Genomic DNA, 12,467 nt, shown 5'->3' with positions numbered 1-12,467 from the left:
GGGTCAGGTTAGGGAGCGCGCGGCCCGTCTCGGCGGAGGCGCACCGGCTCACCTACGATCGCCGCGATGGATGCCGCCACTGTCCCCGCCCTGCACGACGCCGTGCTCGACTGGTACGACGACCACGCGCGGGAGCTGCCCTGGCGCGGGACGGCGGCCAGCGCGTGGTCGGTGATGGTCAGCGAGTTCATGCTCCAGCAGACGCCGGTCGCCCGCGTGCTGCCCGTGCACGCTGCGTGGCTCGACCGGTGGCCGACGCCAGCGGCCCTCGCCGAGGAGTCCACCGGCGAGGCCGTGCGGATGTGGGGTCGGCTGGGCTATCCCCGGCGTGCCCTGCGGCTGCACGCGGCGGCCGTCGCGATCGTGGAGCGTCACGACGGTGAGGTGCCGAGGTCGTACGACGACCTGGTCGCGCTGCCCGGTGTCGGTGACTACACCGCCTCCGCGATCGCCAGCTTCGCCTTCGGCCAGCGCCACGTCGTGCTCGACACCAACGTGCGCCGCGTCCTGGCCCGCACCGTCTCCGGCGTGGAGTTCCCGGCGACCGCGGTGACCCGCGCGGAGCGTGACGTGGCCACCGACGTGCTGCCCGACGACGACGCGACCGCCGCCACCTGGGCCGTGGCGACGATGGAGCTGGGAGCGCTGGTCTGCACGGCCCGGCAGCCGTCGTGCGACGCCTGCCCGGTCGCGGACCTGTGCGCGTGGCGCGGGGCCGGCTTCCCGGCGTACGACGGCCCGCCCCGGCGCGGCCAGGCCTGGGCGGGCACCGACCGTCAGTGCCGCGGCCGCATCATGGCACTGGCCCGCGAGGCCGAGTCGGGCATCGGCGCCACGCAGGTCGAGGCGGCGTGGCCGCAGGTCGAGCAGCGCGAGCGGTGCCTGGCCGGCCTCGAGGCCGACGGCCTCCTGACGCAGGTCACCCCGGGGCGCTGGGCGCTCCCGGGGTGATCTGGTGAGACTGTCAGGCAGTGGGCTCAGGCCCCAGCCCTCATGACTCCGTGGACTTCGGCACGTCCGTGGGACCCTCGGTGTCGTCGGGACCCACGACGGGGGTCCCTTCGGCGTCGACCGTCTCCAGCGGGGGCATGTCGGGGACCGTGGAGTTCTTCTGGCCGCGGAAGGTGAACTTCGCTGCCGGGCCCTCGCCTTCGATGTCGACCAGCACGATCTGACCGGGGCCGACCTCGCCGAAGAGCATCTTCTCGGCGAGCACGTCCTCGATCTCGCGCTGCACCGTGCGGCGCAGCGGTCGGGCTCCGAGGACCGGGTCGAAGCCGCGCTCGGCCAGCAGCGCCTTGGCGGGCTGGGTGAGCTCGAGCGACATGTCGCGGTCCTTCATGCGCAGCTCGACGGCGGCGATCATGTTGTCGACCATCGCGACGATCTGCTCCTGCGACAGCGGCGGGAAGACCACGATCTCGTCGACACGGTTGAGGAACTCGGGGCGGAAGTGCTGCTTGAGCTCCTCCGACACCTTGCTCTTCATCCGCTCGTAGGAGCCCGCCGGGTCGGCGCCGACCGCGCCGAAGCCCAGGTTGACGCTCTTGGCGATGTCGCGCGAGCCGAGGTTGGTGGTCATGATGATGACGGTGTTCTTGAAGTCGACGACGCGACCCTGCGAGTCCGTCAGACGGCCTTCCTCGAGGATCTGGAGGAGGCTGTTGAAGATGTCGGGGTGGGCCTTCTCGACCTCGTCGAACAGCACGACCGAGAACGGCTTGCGCCGCACCTTCTCGGTGAGCTGGCCGCCCTCCTCGTAGCCGACGTAGCCGGGAGGCGAGCCGAACAGCCGCGAGACGGTGTGCTTCTCGCTGAACTCGCTCATGTCGAGCTGGATGAGCGCGTCCTCGTCGCCGAAGAGGAACTCCGCCAGCGTCTTGGACAGCCAGGTCTTCCCGACGCCCGAGGGGCCGGCGAAGATGAACGAGCCGCCGGGGCGCTTGGGGTCCTTCAGACCCGCACGCGTACGCCGGATGGCGCGGCTGAGGGCCTTGACGGCCTCCTCCTGGCCGATGACGCGCTTGTGGAGCTCGTCCTCCATCTTGAGCAGACGGGTGGACTCCTCCTCCGAGAGCTTCACGATCGGGATGCCCGTGGCCACGGCCAGGACCTCGGCGATCAGCTCCTCGTCGACCTCTGCGATCTCGTCGAGGTCACCGGCGCGCCACTGCTTCTCACGCTCGCCACGGCGCGCGGAGAGCTGCTTCTCCTCGTCGCGCAGGCGGGCCGCGGCCTCGAAGTCCTGTCCGTCGATGGCGGCTTCCTTGCGCTGGCGCACGTCGGCGATCTTCTCGTCGTACTCGCGCAGGTCCGGCGGCGCGGTCATCCGGCGGATGCGCAGTCGCGAACCGGCCTCGTCGATGAGGTCGATGGCCTTGTCGGGCAGGAAGCGGTCGGAGATGTAGCGGTCGGCCAGCGTGGCCGCCGACACCAGGGCCTCGTCGGTGATGGTGACGCGGTGGTGCGCCTCGTAGCGGTCGCGCAGGCCCTTGAGCATCTCGATCGTGTGAGCGATCGAGGGCTCCTGCACCTGGATCGGCTGGAAGCGGCGCTCGAGCGCCGCGTCCTTCTCGAGGTACTTGCGGTACTCGTCGAGCGTGGTCGCACCGATGGTCTGGAGCTCACCGCGGGCCAGCATCGGCTTGAGGATGCTGGCGGCGTCGATCGCGCCCTCGGCCGCGCCGGCACCGACGAGGGTGTGGATCTCGTCGATGAACAGCACGATGTCGCCGCGGGTGCGAATCTCCTTCAGCACCTTCTTCAGGCGCTCCTCGAAGTCACCGCGGTAGCGGGAACCGGCGACCAGCGCACCGAGGTCGAGGGTGTAGATCTGCTTGTCCTTGAGCGTCTCGGGCACGTTGCCCTTCACGATGTCCTGCGCCAGGCCGGCCACGATCGTGGTCTTGCCGACGCCGGGCTCACCGATGAGGACGGGGTTGTTCTTCGTGCGGCGCGACAGGATCTGCATCACGCGCTCGATCTCCTGCTCGCGCCCGATGACGGGGTCGAGCTTGCCCTCGCGCGCGGCCTGGGTCAGGTTCTGCCCGAACTGGTCAAGCACCAGCGAGCTCGACGGAGCCTCGCCGCCGGACCCGGCGGTCTGGGCGCCGGCCGCGGCCGACTCCTTGCCCTGGAAGCCGCTGAGCAGCTGGATGACCTGCTGGCGGACCCGGTTGAGGTCGGCGCCGAGCTTCTGCAGCACCTGGGCGGCGACGCCCTCGCCCTCGCGGATCAGGCCGAGCAGGATGTGCTCGGTGCCGATGTAGGAGTGGCCGAGCTGGAGCGCCTCGCGCAGCGAGAGCTCGAGCACCTTCTTGGCGCGGGGCGTGAACGGGATGTGGCCGGACGGGGCCTGCTGGCCCTGGCCGATGATCTCCTCGACCTGGGCGCGCACGGCCTCCAGGGAGATGTCGAGGGACTCGAGGGCCTTGGCGGCGACGCCCTCGCCCTCGTGGATGAGGCCGAGCAGGATGTGCTCGGTCCCGATGTAGTTGTGGGAGAGCATGCGGGCCTCTTCCTGGGCCAGCACGACAACTCGCCGGGCTCGGTCGGTGAACCGCTCGAACATGTGCGCTCCTCTACGTCTGCGTGGTCCGCCCGTCCCCCGCCGGAGCGGGAGCGCGGACACTGGGCTCAACGCCCGGGATCAGCCTACGTGTTCCCGCCCCAGTCACCAGAGCGTCCGCTCACAGCGAACGTGACCGGACGCCACGGCCCCGGGGCGTACGTCAGAAGAGCGGCCTGTCGCCGCACTCCTCCCGCGGGTCGTCGGCTCCCCGGGGATTGAGCGTGAGGTCGAGGTTGCCTGCGCGGCGCCCCGGTGCGATGACGACCCACTGGGCGAGGAAGACATCCACGGAGGCGTTGCCCACGTCGGTGACACAACCGATCCGATCGGTGTAGCCGCTGCTCTCGTCGTCCCCGAGCAGCGCCGCACTCCACCCGCTGCCTGTCGAGCCGCTCGCCTCCAGCGACGAGACCCCGCGCCGGTCGGCGGCGGGGTCCACCGGGTGCACCACCCACCGTCCGGGCCGGAGGCGCGTGCTCAGGGGGTCGTCCGCCGTCAGCGTGCGGCGTCGCACGGGGAGCGACCGCAGGCGGATGCGGTACGACGCCCGCGAGCGGTCGGACTCCGCGTGCGGGATGTCCAGGCTGTAGCGGCCGGTCTCCGGCACGCGCCACAACGGCACCGCCGCGACGTCGTTGTAGGTGAAGACCGCCGGCGGCACCGAGTGGTTGGTGGGCGCGTCACCCCGGCCCATCTGCAGGTGACGCGGCAGGACGCTGCCCGGCAGCCGGAGCCACTGTCCCTCCTCGGCGCGGAACCGGAGCCGCCTCGTCTCCCCGCGCCGCACCGAGGTCCCGCGGGCGTCGATCTCGAGCCGGTCGACCCGGAGGGGGTGGAGGCGCACGGTGCGGGCGAGACCCAGGTCGTAGAAGTAGCGCGGCACGCCGGGGCGCACCAGCCCGTGATCGATCGACTCCACGTATCCCCCTGGCTCGAGGATGACGTCAGGTCCGACCTCGGGCCAGAGCTCGACGTCCAGCGGCCTCGCCGGCAGCTGGGCGCCGCGCAGGTCGGCCTCCTCGAAGACCGCGTCCCACGGAGTGCGACCACCGGGGCCGCCGTTGGCCTCGAGGACCACCGGCTCGTCGCGCCGCCCGACGACGACCTTCGCGATGTCGACGTAGCCGAGGTCGGCCTCCAGCCGGACCTTCCCGCCGCGCAGGCGGACGGGCACGACCCGTCCCTTGAGCAGCTGCAGTCCGACGGCCGCGTGCGGCGCGGTGTCGGCACCGCCCCACCACGGGCAGGTCTGCTCGTACTCGAACGTGTAGGTGCCGGCTGCGGGGAGGACGTGGAACTTGCTCGCCGGCTGCCCGACCACACCGCCCGGGCCTGTCAGCTCGATCGTCTCGCAGTAGAGGTCGTCGCTGGCCGTCAGGGCGACGAGGTCGCCCGCCTCCGCCTCGAACGTCAGCCGCACCGGCTGGTCCCAGGCGTCCTGGAACACCGGACCGTCCCCGTAGGCGACGACCGCGGTCTTCGCGGCCGGCGCGGCACTGGCGCCGGCGACCGGGCTGCCCGACAGGAGGAGCGGTGCCACCAGCGCCAGCGCAGGCAGCACCGCCTTCCACGTCCTCATCACGTCCCCCGTGGTCGGCGCGACGTCAGTGCGCGGCGTCGTAGGCCTGCTGCACGTCGGCGGAGATGCGCCCGCGCTCGGAGACCTCCATGCCCTGGGCCTTGGCCCACTCGCGCACGTCCTTGGTGTTGGACGTCGACGCGCCACCGGACTTGCGCGCGCGGCGCCCACCGCCGCTGACCTTGCGGGCGTGGCCGACGTAGCCGCTCATCGCCTCGCGCAGGGCGGCGGCGTTGCCATCGTTGAGGTCGATCTCGTAGCTCACGCCGTCGAGGCCGAACGTGACGGTCTCGGTGGCCTCGGTGCCGTCGAGGTCGTCCACGAGGACGATGTTGACCTTCTGCGCCATGGTCTTTTCCTTTGCAGTCGTCGAATTCCCCGTCGAAAGCGAATTGTGGCAGCAATTCACACCTTTCGACAAAGCTTCACGAATTGCGCTCGAAGACCAATCGCAAACCCTGCAAGGTCAGCCACGGGGAATGCACCGTGAAACACCCGCAGTCATCGACGAGCAATGGCGCCAGATGGCCGGTGGAAATCACCGTGACGTTCTCGGCCGGTTCTCCGAGCTCGACGATCATCCGCGCGACGAGGCCCTCGACCTGAGCGGCGACCCCGAAGACCATCCCGCTCTGCAGCGCCTCGACGGTGTTCTTCGCGATCACCGAGCGTGGACGTACGAGCTCCACCTTGCGCAGCTGCGCACCGCGCCGGCCCAGCGCCTCCAGGGAGATCTCGATGCCCGGCGAGATCGCGCCACCGACGTACTGACCCTTCCCGTTGACCACGTCGAACGTCGTCGCGGTGCCGAAGTCGACGACGATCGCCGGGCCCACGTAGAGGGTGGCCGCGGCCAGCGAGTTCACGATGCGGTCGCTGCCGACCTCGCGGGGGTTGTCCATCAGGACCGGGATGCCGGTGCGCACTCCGGGCTCGACGACGATCGCGGCGACGTCGGGGAAGTGGCGCTCGAGCATCTCGCGCCACTCGTGGAGCACGGCGGGCACGGTGGCGCACACGGCGATGCCGTCGACGTCGGCGACGCGGTCGGCCAACAGGCCGCGCAGCAGCACCGACCACTCGTCGGCCGTGCGGCGCTCGTCGGTCGCCACCCGCCAGTGGGCGGTCACCTCGTCGCCGTCGAGGAGCCCGACGAAGGTGTGGCTGTTGCCGATGTCGGCGGCGAGCAGGCTCATTCCACGAGGTCCATGCCGAGGTCGAACACGACGACGGAGTGGGTCAACGCACCGACCGAGACGTAGTCGACACCCGTCGCGCCGATGCGCGCGGCCCGCTCGAGCGTGATCCCGCCGCTCGCCTCGAGCGGCACCCGCCCCGCCGTACGGCGTACGGCCTCGGTCATCGTCGCGTCGTCCATGTTGTCGAGCAGGACCCGCTCGGGCGGCTCGGGCAGCACGAGGAGGTCGTCGAGCTGGTCGAGGGTGGTCACCTCGACCTCGACCGGCAGGCCGGGGAAGCGGCCACGGATCGCCTCGAGCGCCGGCAGGACTCCCCCGGCGGCGATGACGTGGTTGTCCTTGACCATCGCCATGTCCTGCAGGCTCGTGCGGTGGTTGACGCCGCCGCCGCAGCGCACGGCGTACTTCTGGAGCGCGCGCAGGCCCGGCAACGTCTTGCGGGTGTCGAGGACCCGGGTCGGGGAGCCCTCGAGCGCCTCCACCCAGCGTGCGGTCGCGGTGGCGACCCCGGAGAGGTGGCAGGCGAGGTTCAGCGCGGTGCGCTCGGCGACGAGGAGCTGGCGGGTGCGGCCGGACACCCGCATCACCACGTCACCCTTCTCCACGCGGGTGCCGTCGGGGAGCCGGTCGGTGATCCGGACGTCGTTGCCGAGGAAAGCATGGAAGACCAGCGCCGCGACACCCAGGCCCGCCACCACACCCGGCTCCCGAGCCCCGAACACCGCCTCCGCGGTCGCGTCGTCCGCGATCGTGGCCCAGCTGGTCGGGTCGACGCCGGTGCCGTCGGGCAGGTCCTCCTCGACCGCGGCACCGACCCGGCGCCAGAGCGCCTCGGGGTCGAGGCCCGCGGCGGACAGCTCGTCGCGCAGCTCGGCGGGGACGTCGGCGAGACTCGTCATGCCCGGACTCCTTCGGTGCTCGGATCGGTCGAGGGGGCGGGGATCCACTCCACTCGGACGGTGCCGTCGTCATCCAGCCACGAGTCGACGTGGCCGGCCCTCCTGTCGTCGCGGTCGGGGAAGTCCTCGCGCCAGTGGGAGCCGCGGGTCTCGGTGCGCAGCGCGGCCGCCTCGGCGAGCGCGGTGCTGATCGCGAGCAGGTTCGTGGTCTCCCACGCGGCTGGCTCGACGACGGGGTCGCCCGGGTCGAGCCGGTGCAGGAACGCCAGCGCCTCGGCCAGCCCGTCGGCGTGGCGCAGCACGCCGACGCGCGTCGTCATGACCTCCTGCAGGCCCCGACGCCGGTCGCCGGAGACGAGCCCCTCGACCCGCTCGTCGGCAGCGGGCTCGGCCCACGGGCGCAGCTCGCCGGGCAGCACGTCGGCGATGCGGCGCGAGAAGACCAGGCCCTCGAGCAGTGAGTTGGACGCCAGCCGGTTGGCGCCGTGGACGCCCGAGCAGGCGACCTCGCCGGTGGCGTAGAGGCCCGGCACGGACGTACGCCCCCACAGGTCGGTCGCGACGCCGCCGGACGCGTAGTGCTGGGCCGGGGCGACCGGGATCAGCTCGGTGACCGGGTCGACGCCGTGCTCGCGGCAGACGCGCAGGATGGTCGGGAAGCGCCTGCTCCAGAAATCGGCGCCCAGGTGACGCGCGTCGAGCCACATGTGCGGCCGGTCCGCCTCGAGCATCCGCCGGGTGATCGCCTTGGCGACCACGTCGCGCGGGGCCAGGTCGGCGAGCGGGTGCTCCCCCTGCATGAAGCGCCGTCCGTCGTCGTCGACGAGGAAGGCCCCTTCGCCGCGGACCGCCTCGGAGATGAGCGGCTGCTGGCCCTGCGAGTCGGGGCCGAGCCACATCACGGTGGGGTGGAACTGCACGAACTCGAGGTCGCGCAGCCGGGCGCCGGCGCGCATCGCGACGGCCATGCCGTCCCCGGTCGAGACGCTCGGGTTGGTGGACTGGCTGAACACCTGGCCGAGACCACCGGACGCGAGGACGACGGCCCGGCAGTGGGCCGCGCCGACGCCGTCGCGCTGGCCTTCGCCGAGCACGTGGAGCGTCACCCCCGCGACGCCGCCGTCGTCGGCCAGGAGCAGGTCGACGGCGAGCGCGTGCTGGACCACCTCGATCAATGGGGACCGCTCGACCGCGGCGATGAGGGCGCGCTGGATCTCCGCTCCGGTCGCGTCGCCGCCGGCGTGGGCGATGCGGTCGCGGTGGTGCCCGCCCTCGCGGGTCAGCGAGAGCTCCCCGTCGGGGTGGTGGTCGAACTGCGTGCCCAGCGCGATCAGCTCGCGAACCGCGTCGGGCCCCTCGGTCACCAGCGCGCGCACGGCGTCGACGTCGCAGGCGCCCGCACCGGCGACGAGGGTGTCGTGCTCGTGCTGCTCGGGGGTGTCGCCGGGGCCGAGCGCCGCCGCGATGCCGCCCTGGGCCCACTGCGTGGAACCGGCCGCGAGCACGTCCTTGGTGACGACGAGGAGGTGGAGGGAGGGATCAGCCGCATGGATCCGCAGGGCGGCGGTGAGCCCGGCGATGCCGGATCCCACCACCACCACGTCGGCGCGGGTGGTCCAACCGGGTGCGGGCGCGCGCAGGCGGCCCGGGACCGGCCGGTGGTCAGTCATCCGTGCAGGCTAGCGAGCCACGGCGTCGCCGCGCGTCAGCGAGGCGTCCCCGAACGTCTCGGCCGGGTCGTAGCCGGTCGCCATCACCTTGTTGTCCGCGTCGACGAAGACCACGTGGGGCTTGAGCTCCCTGGCCTCCGCGGTCTCCATCTGGGCGTACGCGATGAGGATCACCGTGTCCCCGGGGTGCACGAGCCGGGCGGCGGCACCGTTGATGCCGATGACGCCCGAGCCGCGCTCGCCGGCGATCGTGTAGGTCTCGAGGCGGGCACCGTTGGTGACGTCGACGATGTGCACCAGCTCGCCGGCCAGGAGGTCGGCGGCGTCGAGCAGGTCCTCGTCGACCGTGACCGACCCGACGTAGTGCAGGTCGGCCTGGGTCACGGTGGCGCGGTGGATCTTGGACTTCATCATCGTGCGCAGCATCAGCCGCTCCTCTCTCTGGTGGTCGAGGCCGCAGGAGCGGTCCCCGCCGACACGTCCGGGACGACCCGGTCGAAGGTGAGCGGCATGTTGTCGATCAGCCGCGTGGTGCCGACCCGCGCGGCCACCAGGATCCGGCCGGGGCCGGTCTCCGGGGGCTCGCCGAGGTCGGGCGAGGTGAGTGCGAGGTAGTCCAGCTCGAGGCCCGGCTCGTCCTTGAGCACCGCCATCGCCGCCCAGCGCGCGGCGGGGACGCCGTACGCCGCCCGGTCCTGCGCGGCGCGCAGCGCGCGGCTCAGCGCGAGGGCCGTACGCCGCTGGTCGGCGTCGAGGTAGCGGTTGCGGCTCGACAGGGCGAGGCCGTCGGGCTCGCGCACCGTCTCCCCGCCGACGACCTCGATGTCCAGGCAGAGGTCGCGCACCATCCGGCGGATCAGGGTGAGCTGCTGGTAGTCCTTCTCACCGAAGACCGCGACGTCGGGGCGCACCAGCCCGAAGAGCTTGGCGACCACGGTGAGCACGCCGTCGAAGTGACCGGGGCGCGAGGCGCCGTCGAGGATCGTGGCCAGCGCACCGGGTGCGACGGTGACGCCGTCGCGGACCGAGTCGTGGCCGAAGCCGCCGGGGTACATCTCCTCGACGCCGGGGGCGAAGACGACGTCGACGCCCTCGCGCGCGCAGACCTCGAGGTCCTCGTCCAGGGTGCGGGGGTAGCGGTCGAGGTCCTCGGTCGGGGCGAACTGCATCGGGTTGACGAAGATGCTGACCACGACGGGCCCGGTCGTGGCCGCGCGGGCGGTGCGCACCAGGCTGGCGTGGCCGTCGTGGAGTGCACCCATGGTGGGCACGAACGCGACGTGCTCACCGGCCTGCCGCGCGGCTGCGAGCAACCCGGAGAGCTCCTCGCGGGTGCTCGCGAGGACGGGGGGCGACGTCATCGACGGTGATCGGCGGGGGCGCCCGCGGACTCCACAGCGGCCTCCGCGTCGGCCAGCACCCGGAGCATCCGGGACGCCCGGATCGGCAGCAGCCGGCCGTCGGTCACGGCACGGTCGAGGGTGGCGTGCGCCAGGGCGACGTACGACGCCAGCGTCTGGGGGGCGTCGGCGAGCAGCCCGGCGACGTGGGCCCGGACCGTCTCGACGTCGCCGCGGACGATGGGGCCGGTCAGCGCGGCGTCGCCGTCGGCCAGCGCGTTGTCGAGCGCGGCGGTGAGCAGCGGTCGCAGCGTGGCGGCGGGGTCGTCGGCACCGGCGGCGGAGAGGATCTCCATCGCCTCGGTGACGAGGGTGACGAGGTGGTTGGCGCCGTGGGCGAGACCTGCGTGATAGAGCGCCCGCCGCTCCTCGGGCACCCACATGGGCCGACCGCCGAGGTCGGCGACGAGGCTCTCGGCCAGGCCTCGGTCGGCACCATCAGCGGTGACGCCGAAGACGCAACCGGGCAGGCGCGGCAGGTCGACCTCGGTGCCGGTGAAGGTCATCGCCGGGTGGACGGCGATCGTGCGGGCACCGACCCCGCGGGCCGGCTCGAGCACGGCGAGGCCGTGGCGACCGCTCGTGTGCACGACGACCTGGCCCTCGCGGATCGCGCCGCTGGCACTGAGCACGCTCACCACGTTGGACAGCATGTCGTCCGGCACGGTGAGCAGCAGCAGGTCGCACGCGCGGGCGACGTCGGTGGGCTTGGCCACCGCGACGCCGGGCAGGAGCGCGGCGATGCGCCGGCGGGAGGCGTCGGACTCGCCCGCGGCGGCCACGACGTCATGGCCCGCGGAGCGGAGGGCGGCTGCCAGCACGGCGCCGACCCGGCCAGCGCCGACCACGCCGATGGAGAGCTTCATCATGTCGACCTCTTCGTTTCAGTCCCTCGCGGGTACCGATCTACTGCGACCAACATCGAGCCTACGCCTGCGGATTCCGCGGTGGGAACGGCTGCGGGCGTGACGCACGCCACGCGACCGCGCGATGGAGTGGCGATGAGTAGATTGACAGCCTGACTAGTTGGCGTCACTATCTAGTCATGTCGTCGCCTCACGACCCCCAGCCGTGGCCCACGGAGTGGCTGCGCGGCGCACTCAGCACGTGCGTGCTGCACGTGATCGCCGGTGGTCCCACCTACGGCTACGCGATCGCGAGCGCGCTGGCCGGGGCGGGGCTCGGCACGATCAAGGGGGGCACGCTCTACCCCCTCCTCGCGCGGCTGGAGGAGGCCAGGCTGGTCACCGTCGAGTGGCGTGCCGGCGACGGCGGCCCCGGCCGCAAGTTCTACGACCTCACCGACGCCGGTCGTGCCGAGCACGAGCACCAGGCCGCCGAGTGGCGGGCCTTCACCGAGGTCACCACCACGTTCCTCCACACTGCCGCACCCACGTCCGGGAAGGACCCGTCATGACGATCGACACCCACACCCCCCACGTCGAGCCTGCGTGGGCCGAGGCCTTCCTGCTCGAGCTGCGGCTGCGGGGCGTCGACGGCCGACGGATCGGCGCGGCTCTCGCGGAGGTCGATGCGCACTGCGCCGAGAGCGGCGAGAGCGCCCAGGAGGCCTTCGGCGACCCCACTGAGTACGCCGTGGAGCTGGCGCCGGCGGGCGCCATGACCCTGGACTGGCGCAGGGAGCTGGTTCCCTCGGTCCTCGGCCTCGGCGGCATGATGCTCACGCTCGGCGCCGTCGGCGCGAGCCGGGCCGGCACACAGGTCGAGCTCACCACCGGTCTGGTGCTGGTGGTCGTGCTCGCGGTGCTCGGCACCACCCTGGTCGTGCGCTACGCCGACCGGGTGCTGCGCGCGGTGGTGCGCCACCGGTGGGTGGCGGTGGTGGGCGCGCTGGCCCCGATCGGCCTGTTCGTGGCGATCCTGCTGCTCGGTCGGCAGATGCTCGTCGCCCTGCCGCCGGCCGGGACCCTGGTCGTCGGCGTGGTGCTCCTGGGCGCCAGCACCGCGATGGCCCTGCGCATCGCCGACCCGGGCGACCCCGTCGTCGGTCCCGAGGAGGCCGGCGGCGCGGGGACCATGGCGGAGGACGCGGTGTCGCGGGGCCTGCAGCGGCTGACGCCGTGGCTCTTCCCGGTGCTCACCGCGGTCATGGCACTGCCGTTGCTGCTGATGCAGCAGGGCTAGCGCC

The 12,467-nt window shown here is 72.4% G+C and carries 12 protein-coding genes; 3 read left to right on the top strand and 9 right to left on the bottom strand.

The window, feature by feature from the left end; translation table 11 throughout:
* Positions 1–66: 66 nt before the first annotated feature.
* The gene (locus tag CFI00_RS03005) at positions 67–951 is read left to right on the top strand and encodes an A/G-specific adenine glycosylase (RefSeq protein WP_207083817.1); all 885 of its coding nucleotides are present in this window, start codon (positions 67–69) and stop codon (positions 949–951) included.
* A 40-nt stretch (positions 952–991) separates the two neighbouring features.
* On the opposite strand, the gene CFI00_RS03000 is transcribed toward CFI00_RS03005, so the two are convergent.
* The 9 genes from CFI00_RS03000 to CFI00_RS02960 all read right to left on the bottom strand — a co-directional run bounded on the left by CFI00_RS03000 (position 992) and on the right by CFI00_RS02960 (position 11,187).
* Positions 992–3,571: an ATP-dependent Clp protease ATP-binding subunit gene (locus CFI00_RS03000; protein ID WP_207083816.1), complete on the bottom strand. Its 2,580-nt coding sequence runs from the start codon at positions 3,569–3,571 to the stop codon at positions 992–994.
* A gap of 160 nt (positions 3,572–3,731) precedes the next feature.
* Positions 3,732–5,150 (bottom strand): hypothetical protein, encoded by a 1,419-nt coding sequence (locus CFI00_RS02995; protein WP_207083815.1) that lies wholly within the window; start codon positions 5,148–5,150, stop codon positions 3,732–3,734.
* 25 nt (positions 5,151–5,175) lie between these two features.
* A complete protein-coding gene (locus CFI00_RS02990) occupies positions 5,176–5,499 on the bottom strand; it encodes an Lsr2 family protein (RefSeq protein WP_207083814.1) in 324 nt (107 codons plus the stop codon).
* A gap of 76 nt (positions 5,500–5,575) precedes the next feature.
* On the bottom strand, positions 5,576–6,346 hold the full coding sequence (locus tag CFI00_RS02985) for a type III pantothenate kinase (protein ID WP_207083813.1): 771 nt from the start codon (positions 6,344–6,346) through the stop codon (positions 5,576–5,578).
* Positions 6,343–7,248, bottom strand: coding sequence for a carboxylating nicotinate-nucleotide diphosphorylase (gene nadC / locus CFI00_RS02980; RefSeq protein WP_207083812.1), 906 nt, complete (start codon positions 7,246–7,248; stop codon positions 6,343–6,345). Before nadC ends, CFI00_RS02985 begins: the two co-directional genes overlap by 4 nt.
* Positions 7,245–8,918, bottom strand: coding sequence for an L-aspartate oxidase (locus CFI00_RS02975; RefSeq protein ID WP_207083811.1), 1,674 nt, complete (start codon positions 8,916–8,918; stop codon positions 7,245–7,247). The genes nadC and CFI00_RS02975 overlap by 4 nt, the downstream gene beginning before the upstream one ends.
* A gap of 9 nt (positions 8,919–8,927) precedes the next feature.
* The gene (gene panD / locus CFI00_RS02970) at positions 8,928–9,344 is read right to left on the bottom strand and encodes an aspartate 1-decarboxylase (RefSeq protein ID WP_207083810.1); all 417 of its coding nucleotides are present in this window, start codon (positions 9,342–9,344) and stop codon (positions 8,928–8,930) included.
* Entirely contained in the window at positions 9,344–10,279 is a 936-nt protein-coding gene (panC, locus tag CFI00_RS02965) for a pantoate--beta-alanine ligase (protein ID WP_207083809.1), read from the bottom strand. The genes panD and panC overlap by 1 nt, the downstream gene beginning before the upstream one ends.
* Positions 10,276–11,187, bottom strand: a complete 912-nt coding sequence (locus CFI00_RS02960; protein ID WP_207083808.1) for a DUF2520 domain-containing protein — start codon at positions 11,185–11,187, stop codon at positions 10,276–10,278. The genes panC and CFI00_RS02960 overlap by 4 nt, the downstream gene beginning before the upstream one ends.
* Before the next feature lie 176 nt (positions 11,188–11,363).
* Between CFI00_RS02960 and CFI00_RS02955 the strand changes: the two genes are divergently transcribed.
* Positions 11,364–11,735, top strand: coding sequence for a PadR family transcriptional regulator (locus CFI00_RS02955; protein ID WP_207083807.1), 372 nt, complete (start codon positions 11,364–11,366; stop codon positions 11,733–11,735).
* A complete protein-coding gene (locus tag CFI00_RS02950) occupies positions 11,732–12,463 on the top strand; it encodes a hypothetical protein (RefSeq protein WP_207083806.1) in 732 nt (243 codons plus the stop codon). Before CFI00_RS02955 ends, CFI00_RS02950 begins: the two co-directional genes overlap by 4 nt.
* Positions 12,464–12,467: the final 4 nt, after the last annotated feature.

The sequence above is a fragment of the Nocardioides sp. S5 genome, assembly GCF_017310035.1.
Lineage (GTDB): Bacteria > Actinomycetota > Actinomycetes > Propionibacteriales > Nocardioidaceae > Nocardioides.
Note: the sequence above shows the minus strand (reverse complement) of the source record. Positions and strands in the feature narration are given on the sequence as shown.